The 21900-nt window shown below is 46.6% G+C and carries 20 protein-coding genes; 18 read left to right on the forward strand and 2 right to left on the reverse strand.

The window, feature by feature from the left end:
* Positions 1–3: 3 nt before the first annotated feature.
* The 16 genes from E8M12_RS07315 (at position 4) to E8M12_RS07390 (ending at position 16456) form a co-directional block, all read left to right on the forward strand.
* Positions 4–438, forward strand: coding sequence for a DUF3293 domain-containing protein (locus E8M12_RS07315; RefSeq protein WP_136735439.1), 435 nt, complete (start codon positions 4–6; stop codon positions 436–438).
* Positions 439–512: 74 nt separating this feature from the next.
* Positions 513–740, forward strand: a complete 228-nt coding sequence (locus tag E8M12_RS07320) for a hypothetical protein (RefSeq protein WP_136735440.1) — start codon at positions 513–515, stop codon at positions 738–740.
* Positions 741–1029: 289 nt separating this feature from the next.
* On the forward strand, positions 1030–2022 hold the full coding sequence (locus tag E8M12_RS07325) for an AraC family transcriptional regulator (protein ID WP_136735441.1): 993 nt from the start codon (positions 1030–1032) through the stop codon (positions 2020–2022).
* A 191-nt stretch (positions 2023–2213) separates the two neighbouring features.
* On the forward strand, positions 2214–3128 hold the full coding sequence (locus E8M12_RS07330) for a bile acid:sodium symporter family protein (RefSeq protein WP_136735442.1): 915 nt from the start codon (positions 2214–2216) through the stop codon (positions 3126–3128).
* Between the two features lie 2 nt (positions 3129–3130).
* Positions 3131–4084, forward strand: coding sequence for an NAD-dependent epimerase/dehydratase family protein (locus E8M12_RS07335; RefSeq protein ID WP_136735443.1), 954 nt, complete (start codon positions 3131–3133; stop codon positions 4082–4084).
* 3 nt (positions 4085–4087) lie between these two features.
* A complete protein-coding gene (locus tag E8M12_RS07340) occupies positions 4088–5944 on the forward strand; it encodes a Vgb family protein (protein WP_211245004.1) in 1857 nt (618 codons plus the stop codon).
* On the forward strand, positions 5937–7220 hold the full coding sequence (locus E8M12_RS07345; protein WP_169303066.1) for an MFS transporter: 1284 nt from the start codon (positions 5937–5939) through the stop codon (positions 7218–7220). Before E8M12_RS07340 ends, E8M12_RS07345 begins: the two co-directional genes overlap by 8 nt.
* Positions 7201–7986 (forward strand): SDR family NAD(P)-dependent oxidoreductase, encoded by a 786-nt coding sequence (locus tag E8M12_RS07350; RefSeq protein WP_136735445.1) that lies wholly within the window; start codon positions 7201–7203, stop codon positions 7984–7986. Before E8M12_RS07345 ends, E8M12_RS07350 begins: the two co-directional genes overlap by 20 nt.
* 262 nt (positions 7987–8248) lie before the next feature.
* Positions 8249–8644, forward strand: a complete 396-nt coding sequence (locus E8M12_RS07355; protein ID WP_169303067.1) for a DUF4174 domain-containing protein — start codon at positions 8249–8251, stop codon at positions 8642–8644.
* A gap of 79 nt (positions 8645–8723) precedes the next feature.
* Positions 8724–11099, forward strand: a complete 2376-nt coding sequence (locus E8M12_RS07360; RefSeq protein ID WP_136735447.1) for a patatin-like phospholipase family protein — start codon at positions 8724–8726, stop codon at positions 11097–11099.
* Between the two features lie 116 nt (positions 11100–11215).
* A complete protein-coding gene (locus E8M12_RS07365; RefSeq protein ID WP_136735448.1) occupies positions 11216–12022 on the forward strand; it encodes a hypothetical protein in 807 nt (268 codons plus the stop codon).
* 154 nt (positions 12023–12176) lie between these two features.
* On the forward strand, positions 12177–12872 hold the full coding sequence (locus E8M12_RS07370; RefSeq protein ID WP_136735480.1) for a spondin domain-containing protein: 696 nt from the start codon (positions 12177–12179) through the stop codon (positions 12870–12872).
* Positions 12873–12880: 8 nt separating this feature from the next.
* A complete protein-coding gene (locus E8M12_RS07375) occupies positions 12881–13594 on the forward strand; it encodes a spondin domain-containing protein (RefSeq protein WP_136735449.1) in 714 nt (237 codons plus the stop codon).
* A gap of 134 nt (positions 13595–13728) precedes the next feature.
* Positions 13729–14475, forward strand: coding sequence for a response regulator transcription factor (locus E8M12_RS07380; RefSeq protein WP_136735481.1), 747 nt, complete (start codon positions 13729–13731; stop codon positions 14473–14475).
* Positions 14476–14615: 140 nt separating this feature from the next.
* Positions 14616–15254 carry a 3'-5' exonuclease gene (locus tag E8M12_RS07385; RefSeq protein WP_136735450.1) on the forward strand — a complete coding sequence of 213 codons (639 nt, stop codon included), beginning with the start codon at positions 14616–14618 and terminating at the stop codon, positions 15252–15254.
* A 221-nt stretch (positions 15255–15475) separates the two neighbouring features.
* The gene (locus tag E8M12_RS07390) at positions 15476–16456 is read left to right on the forward strand and encodes a DUF4382 domain-containing protein (RefSeq protein WP_136735451.1); all 981 of its coding nucleotides are present in this window, start codon (positions 15476–15478) and stop codon (positions 16454–16456) included.
* A 123-nt stretch (positions 16457–16579) separates the two neighbouring features.
* Here E8M12_RS07390 and E8M12_RS07395 read toward each other — a convergent pair whose 3' ends face one another.
* Entirely contained in the window at positions 16580–16795 is a 216-nt protein-coding gene (locus tag E8M12_RS07395; RefSeq protein WP_136735452.1) for a DUF7661 family protein, read from the reverse strand.
* 406 nt (positions 16796–17201) lie between these two features.
* On the opposite strand from E8M12_RS07395, the gene E8M12_RS07400 reads away from it, so the two are divergent.
* Positions 17202–18176: a transposase gene (locus E8M12_RS07400; protein ID WP_136735482.1), complete on the forward strand. Its 975-nt coding sequence runs from the start codon at positions 17202–17204 to the stop codon at positions 18174–18176.
* 462 nt (positions 18177–18638) lie between these two features.
* Here the strand turns inward: E8M12_RS07400 and metG are convergent, their stop codons facing one another.
* Positions 18639–20666: a methionine--tRNA ligase gene (gene metG / locus E8M12_RS07405; RefSeq protein WP_136735453.1), complete on the reverse strand. Its 2028-nt coding sequence runs from the start codon at positions 20664–20666 to the stop codon at positions 18639–18641.
* Between the two features lie 177 nt (positions 20667–20843).
* Between metG and apbC the strand changes: the two genes are divergently transcribed.
* Positions 20844–21899 carry an iron-sulfur cluster carrier protein ApbC gene (gene apbC, locus E8M12_RS07410; protein ID WP_136735483.1) on the forward strand — a complete coding sequence of 352 codons (1056 nt, stop codon included), beginning with the start codon at positions 20844–20846 and terminating at the stop codon, positions 21897–21899.
* Position 21900 lies beyond the last annotated feature (1 nt).

Consider the following 21900-nt stretch of genomic DNA (forward strand, 5'->3'; position numbering starts at 1 on the left):
ATAATGACCATGTCCGGGCGAATATCTGTCGAGATGATGACCATTTATCGACAGGCCCGATATCGAGTGATAATTGATAACCAGGATTATCGCATCGAATTGGGGTGCTCGGGCGGCGAACTGCACCAATGGTTGCAACAACAAGGTGCGCATACGGCGGCATTAATTACGGCCTGTAACCCTTATAGTGAAAAGCTGAGCGATGAACAAAATCGCATAGCGCAATTAAAACTCGAGGCCGAATTAGACCGGCAGGGTTATCATTACTACCACGGTGAAGGGCGAAATCTGGCGGGGACGTGGATAGAGCCTGGTGTTTTTATTCTCGATATCGAGCGCCATGATGCTTGTTGCCTGGCAGCAAGGTATCAACAGAATGCGTTAGTTTTTCTCCGTTCAGGCCCGGTCTGTACGCTGGCGGAAATATTGTCAGCTTAACAACCAGTTGATGGAGCAGGGCAAGCTGTTGTTGATGCACTTGAAGGACTAATAGGGATCAGAACAAAGGATTTATGATGAAATACTGGATTGTTTTCACTTTACTGTTGTTATCAGGATGCTCTTCGGGTTCGCAACCCCTGAGTGACTATGTCGCCAGGGAGGTATTGGAAAATCTCACCGGCAGCGAGATACGCTACAACGGTGCGGCTTGTGCGAATATCAAAAATCAGTGTCCGTCCAGTGATTACTCCGAATGGCTGCACACTAATGGCGAAGTCGCGTGCTCCTGCACGAAATAAGAGAATCCTGAGGTCGATTGCTTTCGGTATAGCTGCCAACAAGAGCTCAATGGTCCGTTACCGGTGAGTGATAACTCGTCCATAAAGGAGCGCCTCTGCTGACGTTATCAATAAATCCCTTACTATTTATCTACAACATAATCAGATAAATGTGTTTAAATATAAGCTATTAACGTATTAATTTTGACTTGCCCGGTGATAAGGGGTCAGGTCTTGAATGGTGCATTTGATACACCATTAAGTCCAAATCCCATTGTTTGTCCCTGGCGGCAACTGGCTGTAACTTGATATGCTCAAAGTCTCTTCTCACTCCGTCAGGGCTCTGGTGGTTTACTTGTCTCACTTGGGCTTGCCATTACGGCAAAGCCTTGACTTAGTCGGACTCGACAAAGCGTCGTTATTTAATGAGCACTCGCTGTTGTCTACTGACGTGTTAGAAGCCCTATATAATCATGCCGAATCCGTTCTTGGATTAAATGATATTGGCTTTAATTTTGGTCAATCGATTGAACCGGATCGCTGGAGCACATTAGGCTATATCGCGTATACCGCGCCAACCCTTAACCGGGCACTGCAACAACAATATAAGTTTCAGTCGCTGGTAGGGAACCTGGGTTCACCAGTATTAAAACAAACCAATGATCAGACCGTCATCACCTGGGTACCCGCTTATGCCTGTTCCCACCATACGGTTGAAGAAATTATTACCGGCTGGGTTGCTTTAGCCCGCAAATTATCCGCAGCACCGGTTATCCCAGAAAAAGTGTTTTTTGCCCATGCCTGTAAAGGCGATGAACGGGTATATGAACGATATTTTCAATGCCCGGTATTATTTTCTCAGGACGCCAGCGGCGTGGTAGTTGATACCGAGTTATTGCAGGTTCCGCTGATAAAACATGAACCGCAGCTACACGAATTACTGTGTCAGCATGCTGAACAACAGCTTGCTAGTTTTACCGAGGCTGTGCCCATTGAGGTGATGAGCCAGTACATGATCAACCGTCTTTCCGTAAAGGTTCCTGATATTGATGAAATTGCTGAATTAATGAATCTCAGCGTTCGTACTTTACAGCGTAAGTTATCCGACGCCGGAACCAGTTATAGTCAGCTATTGGATAACTTGCGCAAGCAAATGGCGATGGATTACCTGCAATTTGAACATTATTCGATCATGTATATTGCCGAAATGACGGGCTTTTCAGAACAAAGTGCATTCCAGAGAGCGTTTAAACGCTGGACCGGGATGACGCCGTTGCAATATCGCAAAGGCCAAAGTAATTAGACCCCATTCTGCACTAACCCTCCATTTTGCGGACTGACCATGGCGCGCAACCTCATCGCGATTGGTGTCTTAATGACGTATTTTACCCTGCACGCCATGGTTCATTTATCACTGGCGTTAAATGTCATTATTTTTCGCTTTTATTTGGTTAGTATTAGGCTTCCAATAATAACAATGACAAGAATAATAAGATGGAAATAGGTCCGGTATTTTACGATTCCAGTACGCAATGGATTTTAAACCTGGTGCTGGCCAGTATGATATTCGGTCTGGCGCTTGATATACACTGGCGAGACTTTAAACGGGTGATCACTATGCCCAAGGCCGTTATTGCTGGCCTGGGTGCCCAATTCCTTCTCTTGCCGGCTCTGACCTGCGCACTGACTTTGCTGGTGGATTTACCTGCTGGTATAGAACTTGGCATGATGCTGGTCGCCTCCTGTCCGGGAGGCGCAATTTCTAACTTTGTCACCCATTTAAGTGGCGGTAATACGGCGTTGTCCATATCTCTCACCGCCGCCGCGAGCGCCACCGCGGTGATTATGATGCCATTTAACTTCATGTTCTGGTCGCAATTTAACGAACCGGCGATGGCAATCATGCAGGCCATTAATGTTGACTCCGAACAGCTTTTCAAAACCCTGATCCTGGTATTGGCAATTCCGCTTAGCGCAGGGTTATTGATTCGCGCCAGGTTTGAACGCGCCGCAAAAACTCTGCATATAATCCTTAAAAATACCAGTTTGCTGGCGTTAGTAGCCTTTATTCTGATCGCCGTACTGAAAAACCATCAGGCATTTTTACAGCATATCTGGTTCCTGCTGCTGATTGTTTTTATTCATAACAGCATGGCATTTTTAATTGGTTATTTAAGTGCCAGGTCGGCTGGCCTGGAAGTTCGCGATCAAAAGGCGGTGACCATCGAAGTCGGCATGCAGAATTCGTCGTTAGCTATTGCCATCGTATTTACTCAGTTTGGCGGGCAAGCAGGGATGGCGCTGATATGCGCCTTCTGGGGAACCTGGCATATCGTTGCCGGTCTGGCCGTTGCCCTGATATTCAAACAACAAAAATCTGATCAACCAGTGCCGATACGGGGAGAATAACAATGAAAATACTGATTACTGGAGCGGCCGGCTGTTTGGGGCGACGCCTGATCCAATCACTGAACGTTGGCAATGAGACCCAGGTATTTGCCACCGATATCAGGCCGCAAGCGGACATAAAGCTCGACGATAGCAATCACATTACTTATAAAGCGCTGGATATCTGTCAACCCGATTTTTACCAGTGGGTGGAACAGATAAAGCCAGACGTTATCGTTCATCTTGCATCGATTTTGCAGATTTCCAAAGCCATGCCGCGTGAGAAAGCCTATGAAATTGACGTGGTTGCGACCAGAAAGTTGGTCGAACTGGCTGCGAAAATTGATTGCCAGAAATTTATTATTACCACCTCCGGGGCATCATTTGGCTACTGGCCGGAAAATACCGGTTGGCTGAGCGAGGAGCACCCGAAAAAAGGCAATCCGGACTATTTTTACAGTGCCCATAAGGCAGAAATTGAAGCCATCATGGCCGAAGCCAAGGTCCGTTATCCGGCTCTTAAACAAGTGATCCTACGACCGGGTACCATATTAGGGCCAGATTTTGATGGTCCTATTGTTAACCTGTTTCAGCAAAAAATCATTACCGGCGTTGCCGGTTATCCAGGGCCATTTGTTTTTATCTGGTCTGAAGATGTGGTGGCCTATGTTAAGGAAGCCATGTTTACCGGGGTGGAAGGTGATTATAATCTCGCTGGCGATGGCAGCGTTTCCATGGCGCAGATTGCCCGCACCCTGAATAAACCTTATTTGCCGTTACCTGCCTGGTTGATTGAAGGTGCGTTAAGCATATTAAAGCCTCTCGGTGTGACCCAGTATGGACCGGAACAGGTGAAGTTTGTGAAATACCGTCCGGTATTGGCAAACGATAAGATCAAAAAAACATTTAGTCATCAACCTACATACACTTCCCAGCAGGCGCTGGAGCAGTTTCTTGCATTGCAAAAGGACGTTTAATTCATGAAGTATTCTGTTAGTGCAGCGATCGCCGCCGTTTGTCTGAGCGCGACCGCACAGGCGGCAACCATAGTTGTAACCGATAAAGACAATAACCCAATGCCACAGGTTATGGTGATGCAGACACCTGTCGAGGGCTTTGTATTGGACAAGTCTGATATGGGGTATCCACCGGAGCGTCGCCTGAATCGTGCCAATACCGTGCACACGCGCTTTACCGATGATAATGGTGTGGTTCAATTTAATAGCTACGAAGACGAAAAGGTCCGTATTCGTATTCGCCGCCCCGACTTTCATGATGTTACCGTAGAAGCCAACGGCGATGAAGATTTGCGGTTGCAGATGCAGGCAATTACAGACCCATTATTGCTGGCCGAGTCCAAGCCTGCCAATACCTGGTTGTCAGCCCTGGATTTGGGTGATGAAGATCTGAAAAAACACTACGTGATGCAATGTGGTTTTTGTCATCAGCAGGGATCGCATTTTTTCCGTCGCCCTCGCGATGAAGAAAGCTGGCAAGAAATCGTCTATCGCATGGTCGGTTATGGTGCCCGGGTGCATGATGAAGCGCAAGAACAACTGCCTGGATTATTGAGTGCCGAATATAAACGTTTATTTGAAAACCCTGAGTTAATTCCAGATGGTACACCGTGGGCGAAATCGTTAACTAACGACAAAATTACCGAGTGGCCAATTGGCGATGCTTTCTCGCAAATGCATGATTTGCTCTATCATTCCAATGGCTTGGTTTATGTAGGTGATAACCTGCAGGACCGCCTGTATGAGATTAACCCGGAAAATGGCGAGTACAGGGTTTATAAAATGAAGCGGGCCAAAGGGGACAAGCACGGTGGCCTGATGGGTAATCGATTAAGTTCATTCCCGAAACATGAAACCTTTGCCGGTATACACTCCTTTGCTGAATCTAAAGTTGATGGCAATATCTTTATCACCACTTCGTATCAGCAACGTTTGGTGGAATTCGATGTCACCAGCAAGGAATTCATCATTCATGAGATGGATGATGGTTATTATCCCCATACCGTGCGGATCGATGCCGAGGACCGGGTCTGGTTCACCATGGCATTATCGAACCAAATCGCCATGTTTGACCGTACCAGCAAAAGCTTTCAGATGTTTGATTTGCCTGCCCGCAACTTTGGCGAGGGCTTGACCGTAAACTTTATGGGGGCGATCCTGAAGCTGATGGACTGGGGGTTACCGCTGGCCAACTGGTTTTCAATTGATGAACAATCTTCAGGAGTACCCTTACCATATGGTATTGATATCACCCCTAATGGTGATATCTGGTTTGCACGGCTACACGCGGATTCGATCGGCAAAATTGACGGTGAAACCTTAGAAGTGACCGTTTATGATACGCCGTTTACCGGCCCCAGACGATTGCGCAGTGACTCACAAGGTAATTTATGGATCGCTGCATTCCCGGAATCGATGATAGTTAAATTTGACCCGAAAACCGAGACCTTTGAAAACGTTGAAATTCCGGTATATCCATTGGGCAGTGAAACACCTTACTCGTTGAATGTGGATCGCAGCCGTGACATCGTCTGGATTAATGGTAATACCTCGGATGCTCTTTATCGTTATGATATTGAAGATAAAAAATGGCACCATTACCCGATGCCGAAACGGGTGACGTTTACCCGCGATGTAGAAATTGCACCCAATGGTGACGTGTTTACTACCAACTCCAGCTTCCCAAGCTGGCATATCGAAGATGGCCAGCCGACCTTGATTCGTTTGCAGCCGCAATATCACAATGAGCTGGAATCAACGGACTCAAAAGTCCGTCCGGCAACCGATAAGCCACAGCAAGCATCTGCCGATAATGAATAAATTACCGGGCTTTTTGTTATCCTGCCTGCTGGCTTTTATCGCCGGTCATTTGGTTAACTACAGCATTATTTTTCTGGCGATAGACTGGTTTGAGTCGCCGATGTTGGCCGGCATTGGTTATGGCCTTTGTTTCGGGCCGCCAGTCATCCTGGGCTGGCTGGCAGGGGCATATTGCGACCGATATTCACCAAGACGGGTGATTTTGATCGCCCAGAACGCCTTCCTGATCAGTCTGGCGTTGCTGTATGTTGCACTCGATAGTTCGTCACTGGTGCAAGTGGCGTTGTTACTTGTTGCCGCCTTCTTTGCCGGGGTGGGGTGGTCGTTCGTTTCTCCGGCCCGGTTTGCGGCATTGCCGGCATTTATTGCCGAAGATAAGTTAACCGCGGGTACCATCGCCCTAAACCTCATGGTGATGAGCGGATTCGGCATTGCGCCAATGCTGGTGAAAAACGTTGCAGTGAACTACGGCTACCAGGGCGTTTTTATCATCGGTGCTCTGATGTTTGTCGTATCTTCACTGCTGCTGGCACTGTTACAGTACCATCCAGAGTCCAGTGTAATAACGTCAGAACAGGCATCGAATGATGGAGCACAACAGCGTCAGGTTAACGAACCCTCCCTCTGGCAGCAGGTGCGAGATGGCTGGCGGGTTATGTTGCAGCCCGGCATGGTAAAACCCTTGTTGTTACTGTCAATGATAACTTACCTGCTGATGGGGCCGATGCAGGTTCTGTTGCCGGTTATCGCTGAACAGCAATTGCATTTAACCGAAACGGCGCAGGGCAATTATTTATCCTTAGTGGCATTTTCGCTGATTGTCGGTGGTTTGCTAAGCATGGCTAGCCGTAACCTTGGCAAGTTAGGCTGGCAGTTGAATCTTTCGTTATTGGTTGCCGCAGCTGGTCTCGGCTCCTTAGCATTAATCACTAATTTAACCTTGTCGGTGCTGGTGTTGCTCGGTTCGGGCATTGCCGGTGGTATGGCTATCAGCCTCATTGTCGCAGGCCTGAATCAGATGTGCGACAGTGCCTATCGCGGTCGGGTTATGGCCTGTTACACCATAATCGGCCAGGTCATTCCGGCACTGAGTGGCGTATTTTCCGGTATGGTGGCGCAGGTTTACGGCGCCCAGTATTCGTTAATGATTGCCGGTGGAGTGATTGTGACCCTGGTATTACTCGCCATATTTACGTTAACGCAAATTACCCGACTCGATCATTTTCAACAAATAAGTATGGTGAAGGATTTGGAACATGCATCCGTATCAAAATAAGGTGGTCGTTGTCACTGGTGGCAGTGGTGGTATCGGTCAGGAATTGTGCAAGCAGCTGTTAGCGCAAGAGGCGTTGGTTGCCTGTCTCGATCTGAATACGGACAGCGCGGTACAGCATGATAATGCGTTGAACCTGGCGTTGGATATTACCGATTATGAGCAACTCGTCGATGCAGTGGCGCAAATTAAGTCGCGCTTTGGTCGCATTGATGTGTTGATTAACAATGCCGGGATCACCCATATGAGCCGTTTCACCGATTCAGGCAAAGATCTGGCAGATCGTATCCTGGCGGTAAATTATACCGCAGCGGTGGACATTACCCGCTTGTGTTTAGACGAGATTATCCGCAATCAGGGGCATATTATTGCCATGTCCAGTGTCGCTGGCTTCGCGCCATTATATGGACGGTCTATTTATGCCGGTAGTAAGCATGCCATGCAGGGCTTCTTTTATTCGCTGGCCAGTGAATTAAAAGAGCAAGGGGTGGGTGTCTCGGTTATTTGTCCGTCATTTGTCCGTTCCCGCCCGGAACTTACCGCCCAGGTAAATGCCGGGGTTTCCTCGCCGGGAGCACTGAAGAAAAATACCAATGGTGAGCAAATCTCACCTCAACTTGCGGCGAAAAGGATCCTGGCTGCCGGCATCAAGGGTCAACGCACCGTGTATTTAGGAAAAGTGGCGAATATTGCCCGCTGGCTTTTTGCCTTACTGCCGAGCGTTTATCTCAACGTGATGAGTAAGGGCGCAAAGCAGGAATTTGAATAAGCCGGGCTTTTTTAGCTAATGGCACGTTGCTTCCTGAGTAGCGTGCTCTATTGCATCAATTACCACCAGCTGTGTCCGATGGCTATAATCCCTTCATTTATTTCACAATTTCTCTAACCCTCACCTATGCTATTAGTTATTAACAACATTGATAGTTGTCCGGTATAACTGTCAGGTACAGAGGGTTCAGATGAAAATGAAAATCGGCACTTCCGCTTGGTCCACTTTCGGCGTGTTGTTTGTCTTTATCACAAGTTCGATAATGCCAGTAAATTCTGAAGAGCTAACCGATATCGGTGATTTGCAATGGCGAGCGCGAGTATTGCTGATGCAAGGCTCTGACCAAGCGAAAAGCTCCCTGATAGAAAAACTACAAGCCGATAAAAATGAACTTAGCGAGCGACATATCTACTGGTTTATTTTTCAGGCCGATTCGATTGATAGTAATTACCCCGGGGCAATTTCTGAAACATTCAGAAATTCGATAAAAGCCGAATATTTTGGCAATACCGGGGATGGTGATGTGATTATCCTGATCGGAAAAGATGGTGAAGCCAAGCTGTTCACCAGTGAGCTGGATTTGCAAAAGCTCTATCAAACCATAGATGCGATGCCCATGCGCCAGCAGGAGATGGGGAAATCAAATTCCATTAATTAGCCTGTCGGATAAATACCCTCGTTTTTGATAATTGGTATTCGCCGTGCCAACAGTGCCTGACCAATAGCAAAACAGGCCAATGATAACCAAAAGACTGGTTGCGAATGTTTTAATAACCCTAGTACTACTTCTGGCATCGAGTCGGGGCGCTGGTGCACAATCTTCTCAGCGGGTAACGCCTGAACGATCCCAGTCGCCACCTTCCGATACACAATATTATGTCGCCGTAAAAGGCGGCGTCAGCCTTGGCAGTTACGAGTCTGGACTGAACTGGTATTTAATCGAGCAAATACAACAGCACAGTAATCAATCTCTGGTGGCGTTTTCCGGCGCCTCCGCCGGTAGCATCAATAGCATGTTATCGGCTATCACCCTATGTTCGCATCTTGATGAAAACGTGCATTCCAACTTGTTACGCTCCAGCTGGAACATTGATATCAGCAGCCTCAACCGCCGTAATAATGAGGGGTCATTGTTTAATCGTGACAACATTTTTAATAAGGTAAAACAGGACCTGGCGCCGTATTTACTTAACCCTGCTGATTTTGCAAATCAGCAAATACAGCCGCAACCATTGCCCATTGAGGCAGCGAATGATGACGAACGCTCTGCTGTAAACGGCGGTTCACCGTGTAAGATTATCACCACTTTTTCAGTCACCTTGATGTACCCCTATCAGGAGAAAATCAATAACACCGATCAAACGACCGGCTATCAACGCTTCGTCATTCCCGTCGAGGTTAGTACGGTTAATAACCGTATTGCTTTTAAGAATGTCTACCTAAATCAATTTAACGCTGATAATCCTGAGCTGTTACCGGATTACTTTATCGCCTTGCCTGAGACTCCGTCCGGGTATATTGATTCGGATATCGTTCTCGATGCCATCAAAGCGTCGAGTTCTTTTCCGGTCGCGTTTGCTCCGGTCGAATTGCCATTTTGTATCAGTAAAAAGCTTGGCCAACGACGATGTAAACCAGAATACGCCACAACCTCTCTGTTTAGCGATGGCGGGTTATTCGACAACGCACCGATTGGCGTATCAGTAGATATTCATGAGCTGTACCAAAGTGAGTCAATCGATACTGACGCGCAAAAACGTATCGTCTTTATTCATCCCGATAATTATCGCTCTGATAACGTCCTCGCTGAAAATTCGTCGGCGATGGCATCGGTAAAAAGTCATGATCATCAACCGGATCGCGTCGGTTTGTGGGATTACCTGTTGTACCTGGGAAGCTCCTTCGATACTGCCACCAGCGAAACTTATCGGGAGACCATGGAGAAAATTCATAGCGATGAGCAACGCTATCATTTTCGCATGAGCAGTCGTTACCACAATTTACTGGCAGATTTTCATGCGCATTTTGGCGCGTTTTATTCGGCCCACTTTCGTGTTCATGATTACCTAATCGGCGTCTACGACGGCGCCTATTTAATGAGCACTTACGCCTGCGAGGACAGTAGTGAACAAAGCATAAGGCAATGCCTTCAGGAACAGATGATCGCCCGGATTAAAACCTTGACTCAACCTCAGCAACTGTCTCGCTCTGGCGTGGCAACTCCAAAAATTGAAGCGGACAACCAGGGCTATGAGCGGGATTTTCTTATCTACCTGTATAACAACGAATTTAAAGCGTCGTTACCGCTAACCAGGGATTACTATCAAAATACTTATATTGCTCTGGCCCAGGCGTTTTACACCTTCTCTGGCCGCGATGCCGAACCCCTGACCTTTAATAATTATATGAATAACCTGAAAGGGCTGGCGCGAAGCCAGTTTAAGTCAAAGTCGTTGCAGGAAGAGCTATTTGTCGACTACCCGAAGTGGGCGGCAGAACATTTCAAGACCAGTTATGACAACTTAATTGTGATGCAGGAACAGGCATCGGAGTGCTACAACTGTGAGTTTCGGGCGGAGAATAAAGCGTTACTAACGATACTGAGAATATCCGAGCCGATCAAGGACTCCTGGGTAAAGTACTCGAAAACCGGTACCTGGCCATTAAATCAGGAGCTGCTTGATTGCTGTTCAGGAACCTTAAGGGTTGGCTTTGGTGCGATGGAAAACAGTGTATTATTCACGGCAGCGGCCAGGGCGGACAGTCCATTTGAGCGCATCACATTCGATGCTGCCGTTACCTTTAATTACCTGGAAGCCGATTTTCAGCACGACGATTATTTTACCCTGGGTGCCGGGCTCAGCTACCACACCGGCTCTTTGCTGATCCCGCTATTGTCCGGCGGCTATGAACACTCGTTTGAGGGTCGCAGCGTATATAAAGACTCGTTAGCGGGAGTATATCTTGCTTCGGGTCTGATTAATGAGTTGATCACCGTCAAATTGGTAATGCGTACCGATGATATTGAAGACTTTGGCGACATTAAAACCCGCGACAAAGTGCAGTTGCAGGCCCAGTTTGATTTGTTACAACTTATTGAAATGATTTTTTAAACCGACAGTTGTATTGATGCTCAGGGGCTTGTGCCGGCGATGTTGTTATCGATAAATATTGATTGAGAGTTGCTCAGCAAAGAATAAATGGCCCTTAAAATGATAGGAAAAACGTTATGCCATATTCAAAAGCGCATTTCTATTTACTGGGATTGATCCCCCTGATCCTGATTGCGTTTGCACCTAACTATTTTTTGGTTATCGGCAAAGCGCCGGTTGCGCATCACTTACACAGTATTTCCAGTTCCCTGTGGTTATTGTTGTTAATTACCCAAAGCTGGTTGGCGGCAAAGAAACGCTTTGATGTACATAAACAACTTGGCCTGGCTGTATTTGTGCTGACTCCCTTTATCACCGCAGCATTTGCCCTGGTGTCACACCAGGGCGCGGTAAATACGGCTAACGGAAGTGTGTTCTATCAGCAAGTAGGCGCCGCGTTGCTAGTCGTTGATATCACCTTAACGTTCCTGACGCCGTTACTGGTGTACCTGGCATTGAAACACCGCCAAACGGTGGCATTACATAGTGGTTATATGTTTGCCACCATGCTCGGCCTGCTCGGACCTATCATTGCACGCTTATTCGTCGCCTTTATTCCCGGGCTCGCAATAACCGGCGCCGACACCTTATATCGATTTAATTATTCGTTGCTGTTAACCATTATCGTCACCGTGGCCATTGCGATTTTTCTTTACTTGCGCAATCGCAAATACGGCAGGCCGTGGTTGTTGTCCGGGGTGGTGGTGACAGCAAGTTATTTAGGCTTTATCACCTTCGCACAGACTGAAATCTGGCTCAATTTTATACTTCAACTGGCAATGCTCCCACCATGGCCGGTGTTTGTCGGCGGACTGATTTTGGGGCTTGTGGCCTGTGTTTTTGGCTGGCGTTCTGGCAAAACGTTGGCCGCGGTAACGAGATAAAGAACGGAATTTTCAGGAAAAAATTTCATAACATTTACGCGCCTTGATTGTGATGATTTTGTTAACGAGCTGTGAGGGAATGAGACTTATTTATTCACCATACTAGGGATGAACAAGTTTAACGGGACAACCCGATATTATGAGGAAAATAATGATGAAAATGAAATGGATGGCGGCCCTGGCACCTCTTGTCGTAGCTAGCAATGCCTGGTCACAGAATTTACAGATAACCATTACCAATTTGACCCAGGGGACGTATTTTACGCCGCTGCTGATTGCTGCTCATTCGTCCGACGCTGTGATGTTTCGGGTAGGGCAGTATGCCTCGCCGGAATTGCAGGCAATCGCCGAAGTTGGTGACATTTCATCGATGGGCACCTTGTTGACCAGTGTCAGTGCCAATATGGTCGAAAATCCGGCAGACGGGCTGCTAGCACCGGGCGAGAGCATTGCCACCACGTTAGAGAACCTGGAGGGTAATGATTACCTGTCCCTGGCATCGATGCTATTGCCAACCAACGATGGTTTTGTCGGGCTAGATAGCTGGATGATCCCCACCGAGCCAGGTACCTATACCATTAACTTAAATGCCTACGATGCTGGCACTGAGGCAAACGATGAAATCGTTAATGGCGCCGGAGCACCGGGTGAACCCGGTATCCCGGTGGCCCCTGGCATGGATGCAGGAATTGGTGGTACTGGGGTCACGTCAACCGAGGATAACACCCTGGTCCATATTCACCGTGGCAATCTCGGTGACGATGATCCAAACGGCGGGAAAAGCGATCTCGATAATACCGTGCATCGTTGGTTAAACCCGGTGGCCGTGGTTACCATTGTTGTTAATTAGGAGGGGCCATGAAATCATTAAAAAGCCTGTACCTGAAACTGCTGATGGCCGGGATTTTTCTTACTCTGTTAAGCGCATGTCACGACGATGATGATAACGAAGGCCCGATGCCCGACCCTGAACCAAGGCAATATCGATATCAGGTAAGTGTTACCAATCTGACTAATGCTCAACCCATGTCTCCGTTCGCCGTCGTCCTGCACAATGAGGGAATGCTCTGGAATATTGGCGAATCTGCAAATGATGCCATGGAAAACCTTGCAGAGAGTGGCGATAAGTCTCAGGTGCTCGAACTTGATGTGGTGCTGGCAAGCAGTTCTGGTGCGGATATTCTGATGCCGGGAAGTAGTGAAACCATTGAAGTGGTGGTTGCAGATATTGAACCTGTGTACTTAAGTGCTGCCACCATGCTGGTGAATACCAATGATGCGTTTACCGGTATTAATGCCCTTGATGTCAGTCACTTAGCAATGAACGAAAGTATTTCCCTGGTTATGGGTTCTTATGATGCGGGGACGGAAAAAAACAGCGAGATCGCTGAAACCATTCCGGGACCTGCAGCTGGTGGGGAAGGATTTAATGCTGAACGTGATGATGTGGATTTCGTCGCGGCACACCCTGGTGTGGTGAGCATGGATGACGGTTTAACGCAATCTGTGTTAACCCAGGCACATCGATTTGACAACCCTACCATACGAGTAACCGTTACTCGCATCGAGTGATTGTCAAAGTGATACCAAAGCATTTGTCGTTATTATTGTTCTGAGCGACGAATAATGACCTTGGTATGAATACGGTCAGTTTGTCGTCTGACCGTTTCGTTATTCATGACATCCCCGATGCTTTGGGGACATCAATGACAAAAATACTGGTGGTCGACGATGATCGAACCGTCGCTCGGTTGATCGAAGCGCAGTTGCAAGAACTATGTTTCGATGTACAACTTGCAGTTGATGGACAGTCGGGATTGGCCAGGGCGCTTGCTGAGCAATACGACTTAATCATTCTTGATGTCATGTTAGATAATGTGTCAGGACTGGATATCTGTCGGCAAGTTCGCATTAACGCGCCGCACCAGGCAATTCTAATCGTAACATCGAAAAGTTCCGAAACCGATCGGGTTCTTGGCTTAGAACTTGGTGCCGATGATTACATGACTAAACCCTTCAGCGTGCGTGAGTTTCAGGCTCGGGTCCGCAGCATATTGCGGCGCGTTAACTTATTAAAGGCAGCGCAGCAAGCGCAGGCTTTAGTTGGTCAGCCCACTGCAATGCCCACGTCAGAAGCGACAAATTTACAGGTCATAGGTAAGCTGGAAATTGACCCAACACGTCATCAAATCCGCATGGCTGGCGAGTTGTTGCAACTCACTGCGACCGAATACGAATTGTTGCGTTTTCTTGCATCTCATCCTGGGCAGGTGTTTTCCCGTTCTCAACTTTTGGCCTCGGTGTGGGGGTATCACCACAGCGGTTATGAACATACGGTGAATTCCCATATCAATCGTTTGCGCAATAAACTGGAACGGGATGTGGCAACGCCCAGGATAGTTCAGACGGTGTGGGGGGTAGGATATAAATTTAATGAGCATGGCGTAAATTAGCGGTCAATCGTGAGTGCAGAATATGAACCAAGACTAGGATTATTTTTCAATTTACCCCGCACTTAGGTAGGATAGGGCCTATTGGCCTTAAGCCTGCAATCGTAAGCTTGAAGCTTTATTCAACGAGCGGATGAAATTTGATGACTCATATATTAGCGGATGATCTTGTCGTCGTGGATTTTGAAACGACGGGACTATCTCCAGATAATGGCGATCGCGCCATTGAAATCGGTGCGGTTCGCTTGCGCAACGGGCAGCCGGTCGAAACGTTTCAGGCATTGATGAATCCGGGACGCAGAGTCAATAGTTTTATTGAACAATATACCGGAATTACCAATCAGATGCTGGCCGATGCCGCACCCAATGCTGAAGTCATGGAAGCGTTCTTGCAATTTCTTGGGTCGGATAATTTGTTGGCTCACAATGCATCATTTGATAAAAAATTTCTCGATGCCGAATTCCTGCGTATCGACCGTCAATACAGTGGTCAGTTTGCCTGTAGCTTATTAACATCCCGACGCGTCTTTGACGATGCCCCTAATCATAAGTTAGGGACCTTGGTTTCGTTTAAAAACCTGCATCAGTCAGGCAATTTTCACAGGGCGTTGTTCGATGCGCAAATGACCGCGAAACTCTGGGTATCGCTATTACATGAAGTGCGGCAACAACTTGCCATCGATGTGATTGATTTAGCATTGATGCAGACTATCAGCAAAGCCTCCCGGCGCGACTGGCAGCTTCAGGCGAGAAAGTTCCTGACCTATGAAAACGCGCTATAAGTGCTTTTGTATAATTGTTGAACGACTTGGTGAATATCAAGGCAATGTACAAATAATCACAGAATAAATTTTGACAAAAATTAATAGGTTGATTTAAATTTACACTTATTGCCCCCGTTGGTAGCGCCCGATTAACCTGAAATTTATTGGGCATAAATAGACAACAGTATCTGCAATATTCAATCATTTGGATATCTAACAGAATAAAAAAAGGGAACATTATGTTTTTTTCAAAAACCAAAACCGCGTTAGCGGTAGCATTGTCAGCGACTTTAACATTAGCCGGTTGTGGCAGCGACTCCGACAGCCCATCGACATTTTCGTTAGCAATCAGTGATGCGCCAGTTGATGGCCTGAGCAATGTTACATTATGTTTTAATCGTGTAGAGCTAAACGGTGAAGGTGGAAAAACTGAATTTATCGTTGGTGAACATGCGGAAATGATTAACGCCAACAGTGAGTGTCCAGATGCCACAAACAGCGTTGGTATTAACCTACTCGAATATACGGGTGCAGAAGCGTTAACCCTGATTAATAACATCGAAATCGATGCCGGCAAATACAATCAAATGCGCTTCGTCTTGAGCGAAGGCTCGTTTGCCATCAAAGATGCACAATATGATGAAGACGGCAATGAAGTTGCTGCTGAACAGCGAGTTCCTGTCGTGGTTCCATCGAATGAATTGAAGCTAGACGGTTTTACTGTCGCACAAGGCGGAAATGTAAGCTTTACCCTGGAATTCGACTTACGTAAGGGGATGACAAATCCTGTGGGTCAGGAAAACTATTTCGTGAAACCACGTGGTGTGCGCCTGGTGGATAATAATCTTATTGGTCACTTAGAAGGTACCGTTGCAGAAATGGATTATTCGTGCACCCAAATGTCACCTGAAGATACCTCACTTCCAGTTGGCAGCGTGTATATATATAACGGCGCGGATCAAACCGCATTAGGCGATAACACCGCAACGGATGTTGCCGAAGAGACACAACCGCTTGCCAGCGCAGGTGTATTCTTTAACGAAAATACCAACATGTATGAATATGCAATCGGTTTTCTGTTAGCCGGTGATTACACTGTAGCGTTTACCTGTGATACTGAAGATGACCCTGAGTTGGATGAAGAACTCGATTTTGTTGAGCAACAAAACGTTACCATCTTCGAAAATGAAACAACGGTTGCAGACTTTTCCAAAAACTAATTTTCGGTAATTCTAGTTAATGAATTAATACTACAAGGCCACAAATGATTACCATGTGGCCTTTTTTATGTGCCAGCGTTCAGTAATATAAAAATCGGGTAGTGCCTGTCGTAAAAATCTACATTAGCTAATCTGCTTCACGCTTGGATGCTTTTCGCTGGCATACTCGTGATAGATATCATCAAGATAGCCAGCCAGTTCATCTTCTCGCAGCTCCTCAGGAATTACCACATCATAGACCCGGCGCCGAATACTGGTTTCGGACTCGACAAACAACTGCCATTCATCCCGATTACGGAGCACCGACATCAGGGTGCCAAATACATCAAATTTAATCATATCACTTCTGTTGTCCAACAAACTCACCCGACCAGTATCAATGAATTATGGTCGTAATCAAGGCGCGATGACAGATTAAACCTTGATGTTAATACTTACCATATCAAGACACCCATACTTATCTTCTTTGACCCCAACATCGAAATGCTCTCTTGCTAAGAATTTAAACAGACACCCATGTTTAGTTCCCCTGATTCCTAATATCAACGAGTCTCCGGCTCTACTTCCAACCCTTAAGTCAGACACCCACTCAATCAAAGTCTCCGGAGTGGGGCATTATATACGCTCTATAACGTGCGAGAAGGCAACAAAACTGCGAGGCCGGCCTACTTTAAACTTAAAAATCATGAATTCCTTAGTGTGTGAGCCTAAATTTATATTAAGCCAACAAATCGCGAGAAGAATGTTGCCAACGCCAAGAAACAAGCAGGTATGCCTGCAAGCTACTTCATATTATCATTGCATAAGCCGCTGTGTTCGCCGAGCTTACCTCTGTGGCAGGGACAAATATTCAAACAAAAGTTATGAGCACAGGAGAGGGTGGATCGAAAAGCGGCTTCTTTTCCTTTCTTCTGTGTTTTGTATAGATATATGCGCTTACGCCGTGATGAAAAACCACTGTCACGTCGTAATTCACATAGATCAGGAAAAAGCTGCGAGCCTGACTGATATGCAGGTAGTTCGTCTGTGGCACCAGGTTTGCAAGGGAACCATACTAACCCGGCAGTTTTCTGATGAAGGGGAAGTCGCAGACTATTTATTGCCGACTTTGAAAAACACTATTTCTGTCTATCGCGAGCGACTATTTGATATTAGCTGGTTTATGCGATTGCTGAATGAACCTATTGCCAGGATGGCGAATGATGAAGACGATTGTACGGGAAGATTCTGGGAAGGTCGCTTCGTGAGTCAGGCATTGCTTGACGAAGCCGCGCTTGCAGCTTGCATGGTATATGTGGAACTGAATCCTATTCGAGCTGGCGCGGCCAAAACACCTGAAAATTCGCCGTATACCAGCGTAAAACGAAGGATTGAAATAGCCCGTCGAGGAGATAAGCGGTTAGGCTTGATGCAGTTTTCCGAGAAATCTACAATACATCAATCGGGAAAGTTACCATTTGAGTTTGAAGATTACTTGCAGTTGATAGATGCAACCGGCAGAGTAATTCGGGATGAAAACACAGGGTACATTAATCGACATTTACCAGATATCTTAACTAGGTTAAGGATTTCCACGTCTAATTGGCTTAGTCTGACAACCCGGTTTGAGCGTTATTTTAAGGGAGCCGCGGGACGTTGCTCTTCGCTGTCTCAGTTAAGCGAAATACAAAATACCAAGCGCAGGATAAATGTGTGCGTCAGTAAAAGGTTGTTTCAATAATTGCTTATCGTGTGTCGATAATAATGCACTATTCGATTCCGATATTTCTTAAGGACAGTGTCTTCAGAGGACTAAAAGCCTTCTGTGCCTGCATCCATAACATAAACTTTTTCCATAATGAGCTCATTCTATTCCCTGTAAAACCTGCTTTATAGGCATTTGTGGTTACGTTTATTCAGATCACCTGGCTGACGTCTTCACTTTAAGATTACAGTGGGTGTCTTATTAGGTTATTCTCTATTTTTCCGCTAGCACCTGCCTGGTAGGTAATTGAAACTGCTTTTATTCAAAACGCCTGACTGACGTTTTCACTTAGGGTAACTGTGGGTGTCTCATTAAGATACAGTAACAATGGGTGTCTTATTAAATAGAAGTTGTTGATTGTGGGAGCTGTTTGCCGTGGGGGAGTTGAAAGTAAAAAGGGACCTGTTTATGGTCCCTTTGGGTAGGTACGGTTTGCGATTACATAACTCGCATGCCCGGCTCGGCACCGTTGTCCGGGTTTAAGATAAATATATCTTTGCCGCCTGGGCCTGCCGCGATGATCATGCCTTCCGACATGCCAAAACGCATTTTGCGTGGTGCCAGGTTAGCCACTACGACCGTTAATTTACCGATTAAATCTTCCGGTTGATATGCAGATTTAATTCCAGCAAAAATTTGACGAGTCTCACCGCCTAAATCCACTTCGATACGCAGCAGTTTTTCTGCTTTTTCTACATGCTCAGCGGTTACGATTTTGGCAACGCGCAAATCTACTTTTGCGAAGTCATCGAAAGTGATTTCATCGGCGATTGGATCGTCGGCTAGAGGACCCGTTACAACTGGCTGTGCCTGAGCCGCCAGATTTTCCTTAGAATCTTCTACCATAGCGGTAATCTTATCCATTTCTACGCGTTGCAATAACGCTTTAAACTTGTTGATCTTGTGATCGGTTAGCAGGTGCTTGTGACCATCCCAGATCAGCTCATCGTTTAAGAAGGCTGCAGATTTTTCGGCCAATGCTGGTAACACAGGCTTTAAATAAATCATCAGGATACGGAAAAGGTTAATGCCTAGTGAGCATATTTCCTGTACTTCCTGTTGCTTGCCGTCTTCTTTGATTAACTGCCAGGGTTCTTTTACGGCAATGTATTCATTAACCTTGTCGGCAAGCGCCATGATCTCACGCATTGCCCGACCAAACTCACGATTTTCATAGTGCTTGGCAATGCTATCACCAGCATTCATCACTTCATCAGCGAGCGCTTGATCGGCTGGATTCGCAACTAAAATGCCGTCGAATTTTTTACTAATGAAACTGGCGCAGCGTGACGCGATATTTACCAGCTTACCGACCAGGTCTGAATTAACCCGTTGCGCAAAGTCTTCCAGGTTCAGGTCTAAATCATCGATCCTGCTGGTGAGTTTGGCGGCAAAGTAATAACGTAAATACTCTGGGTTTAAGTGGTCCAGATAGGTTCGACCCTTGATAAAGGTACCTTTGGATTTAGACATTTTGGTGCCATTTACCGTTACAAACCCGTGCGCATAAACGGATGTTGGCTGACGATAACCGGAACCGTGAAGCATCGCAGGCCAGAACAGACTGTGGAAGTAAATAATGTCCTTGCCAATAAAATGATAAAGTTCAGCGTCGGAATCTTTTTTCCAGAATTCATCGAAATCGATGCCTTGCTTGTCACATAGGTTTTTAAAGCTACCCATGTAGCCGATTGGCGCGTCCAGCCATACGTAGAAGAACTTGCCGGGCGCTCCAGGAATTTCAAATCCAAAATACGGAGCATCACGGGAAATATCCCACTGCTGTAATCCCTGCTCGAACCATTCTGCCAGTTTATTGGCCATTTCTTCCTGTAGCGAGCCACTGCGGGTCCAGTCTTTCAGCATTTGTTCAAATGCTGGTAAATCAAAGAAATAATGTTCAGAATCTTTTAAGACTGGCGTCGCCCCGGATATCACTGAGATTGGGTTGATTAAATCCGTCGGTGAGTAGGTGGCACCACAGTTATCGCAGTTATCACCATTCTGATCTTCGCTTTTACACTTCGGGCAGGTACCTTTTACAAAGCGATCGGGTAAAAACATTTGTTTTTCCGGATCGAATAATTGCGAAATGGTACGACGCTTTATGTGACCATTGGCATCAAGACGACGATAGATCTCTTCGGCAAATGCGCGATTCTCGTCGCTGTGAGTGGAGTGATAATTGTCGAACTCAATATGGAAATCGGCGAAATCGGCCATATGCTCGTTGCGAACCTGCTCAATCATTTGCTCAGGAGCCATGCCTAATTGCTGGGCCTTCAACATAATCGGGGTGCCGTGCGCATCGTCGGCACAGACATAATAGGTTTCGTGGCCACGCATTTTCTGAAAACGCACCCAGATATCGGTTTGAATGTATTCCAGAAGATGGCCTAAATGGATTGGTCCATTGGCATACGGGAGTGCACTGGTGACAAGAATTTTACGTTTATTAGTCGACATTGTCCGAAAATAAATTTTAAATGGTAATTGTGGCAGCGATAGTACAAAATTTGCGGTTTTTTTTCATTAATAATTATCGATAATGAAGAAAAAGCTATTTATTATCGATTTTAGACAGCCATGCATCCGATCAGATATGCTGGCGAAATGAACGAACCGCAAGGTAAGGGTGAAATAATGGAAGAGAAGATCCGCAGTTATTTGCAACAGTACCGAACCGACGACTTTCCGTTTGGTTTACCGGCGGCGATGAATGACTGTCAAATCAGCATGTCTGGCGACGGTTATATCGTTGATGCAAATATGGCGTTCCCCTGTTTTACCCAGCTTCAGAACGTCATGGAAAAGATGGCAGAAGAACTTGATATTAATGTGCAGTTACGGGCAGAAATTCAAGTTGAAGCGGTCAGGAACCATGATATCGCCGGGGTCAAAAATATCATTGCCATTGCCTCGGGTAAGGGCGGTGTCGGCAAGTCGACTACGGCGGTCAACCTTGCCCTGGCGCTGCAGGAAGAGGGAGCTCGGGTCGGCATCTTAGATGCGGATATATATGGCCCTTCTATTCCGACGATGCTTGGTATCAGTGACCAAAAACCGGGTTCTGAAGACGGCAAACGCATGTTGCCGCTGCAAGGGCAGGGGTTATCAGCAATGTCGATTGGTTTTCTGGTACCAGATTCACAAGCAAGTATCTGGCGCGGGCCAATGGCCAGCACGGCATTTACACAGCTTTTAAATGAAACCGCCTGGGACGATTTGGATTACCTGTTGATCGATATGCCTCCGGGCACCGGTGATATTCAGCTGACCCTGGCTCAGAAAGTGCCGGTAGCGGCGGCCTGTATGGTAACGACCCCACAGGACATTGCGCTAATTGATGTGCGCAAAGGCATTAGCATGTTTGATAAAGTTCAGGTGCCGGTATTGGGAGTGGTAGAAAATATGAGTTATCACTTATGCCCAAACTGCGGTCATGAATCGCACATTTTTGGTCACGGCGGGGCGGAGTCCCTGGCCACGCAACAACAGATTAATCTGTTAGGCCAGATCCCTCTCAACCTCGATATTCGTTTAGGAGCCGATGCGGGAAATTCTCCGGTCAGTGCAAATATAGATAGTGACATTAGTCAAATCTACCGTAAAATAGCCACAAACATCGTACGCGATTTGTATTATCAACTGGACTGGCGTAGTCCTGCGACCGCCACACTCAGTATTACAGAAGAATAAA

This window comes from Thalassotalea mangrovi, from assembly GCF_005116735.1.
In the GTDB taxonomy this organism is placed as follows: Bacteria; Pseudomonadota; Gammaproteobacteria; order Enterobacterales; family Alteromonadaceae; genus Thalassotalea_A; species Thalassotalea_A mangrovi.

What these genes read in the sequence shown, in the direction of transcription:
- E8M12_RS07315 (WP_136735439.1), top strand. Translation starts at nt 4, where the DNA reads ATGACCATGTCCGGGCGAATATCTGTCGAGATGATGACCATTTATCGA.
- E8M12_RS07320 (WP_136735440.1), top strand. Translation starts at nt 513, where the DNA reads ATGATGAAATACTGGATTGTTTTCACTTTACTGTTGTTATCAGGATGC.
- E8M12_RS07325 (WP_136735441.1), top strand. Translation starts at nt 1,030, where the DNA reads ATGCTCAAAGTCTCTTCTCACTCCGTCAGGGCTCTGGTGGTTTACTTG.
- E8M12_RS07330 (WP_136735442.1), top strand. Translation starts at nt 2,214, where the DNA reads ATGGAAATAGGTCCGGTATTTTACGATTCCAGTACGCAATGGATTTTA.
- E8M12_RS07335 (WP_136735443.1), top strand. Translation starts at nt 3,131, where the DNA reads ATGAAAATACTGATTACTGGAGCGGCCGGCTGTTTGGGGCGACGCCTG.
- E8M12_RS07340 (WP_211245004.1), top strand. Translation starts at nt 4,088, where the DNA reads ATGAAGTATTCTGTTAGTGCAGCGATCGCCGCCGTTTGTCTGAGCGCG.
- E8M12_RS07345 (WP_169303066.1), top strand. Translation starts at nt 5,937, where the DNA reads ATGAATAAATTACCGGGCTTTTTGTTATCCTGCCTGCTGGCTTTTATC.
- E8M12_RS07350 (WP_136735445.1), top strand. Translation starts at nt 7,201, where the DNA reads ATGCATCCGTATCAAAATAAGGTGGTCGTTGTCACTGGTGGCAGTGGT.
- E8M12_RS07355 (WP_169303067.1), top strand. Translation starts at nt 8,249, where the DNA reads ATGCCAGTAAATTCTGAAGAGCTAACCGATATCGGTGATTTGCAATGG.
- E8M12_RS07360 (WP_136735447.1), top strand. Translation starts at nt 8,724, where the DNA reads ATGATAACCAAAAGACTGGTTGCGAATGTTTTAATAACCCTAGTACTA.
- E8M12_RS07365 (WP_136735448.1), top strand. Translation starts at nt 11,216, where the DNA reads ATGCCATATTCAAAAGCGCATTTCTATTTACTGGGATTGATCCCCCTG.
- E8M12_RS07370 (WP_136735480.1), top strand. Translation starts at nt 12,177, where the DNA reads ATGAAAATGAAATGGATGGCGGCCCTGGCACCTCTTGTCGTAGCTAGC.
- E8M12_RS07375 (WP_136735449.1), top strand. Translation starts at nt 12,881, where the DNA reads ATGAAATCATTAAAAAGCCTGTACCTGAAACTGCTGATGGCCGGGATT.
- E8M12_RS07380 (WP_136735481.1), top strand. Translation starts at nt 13,729, where the DNA reads ATGACAAAAATACTGGTGGTCGACGATGATCGAACCGTCGCTCGGTTG.
- E8M12_RS07385 (WP_136735450.1), top strand. Translation starts at nt 14,616, where the DNA reads ATGACTCATATATTAGCGGATGATCTTGTCGTCGTGGATTTTGAAACG.
- E8M12_RS07390 (WP_136735451.1), top strand. Translation starts at nt 15,476, where the DNA reads ATGTTTTTTTCAAAAACCAAAACCGCGTTAGCGGTAGCATTGTCAGCG.
- E8M12_RS07395 (WP_136735452.1), bottom strand. Translation starts at nt 16,795, where the DNA reads ATGATTAAATTTGATGTATTTGGCACCCTGATGTCGGTGCTCCGTAAT.
- metG (WP_136735453.1), bottom strand. Translation starts at nt 20,666, where the DNA reads ATGTCGACTAATAAACGTAAAATTCTTGTCACCAGTGCACTCCCGTAT.
- apbC (WP_136735483.1), top strand. Translation starts at nt 20,844, where the DNA reads ATGGAAGAGAAGATCCGCAGTTATTTGCAACAGTACCGAACCGACGAC.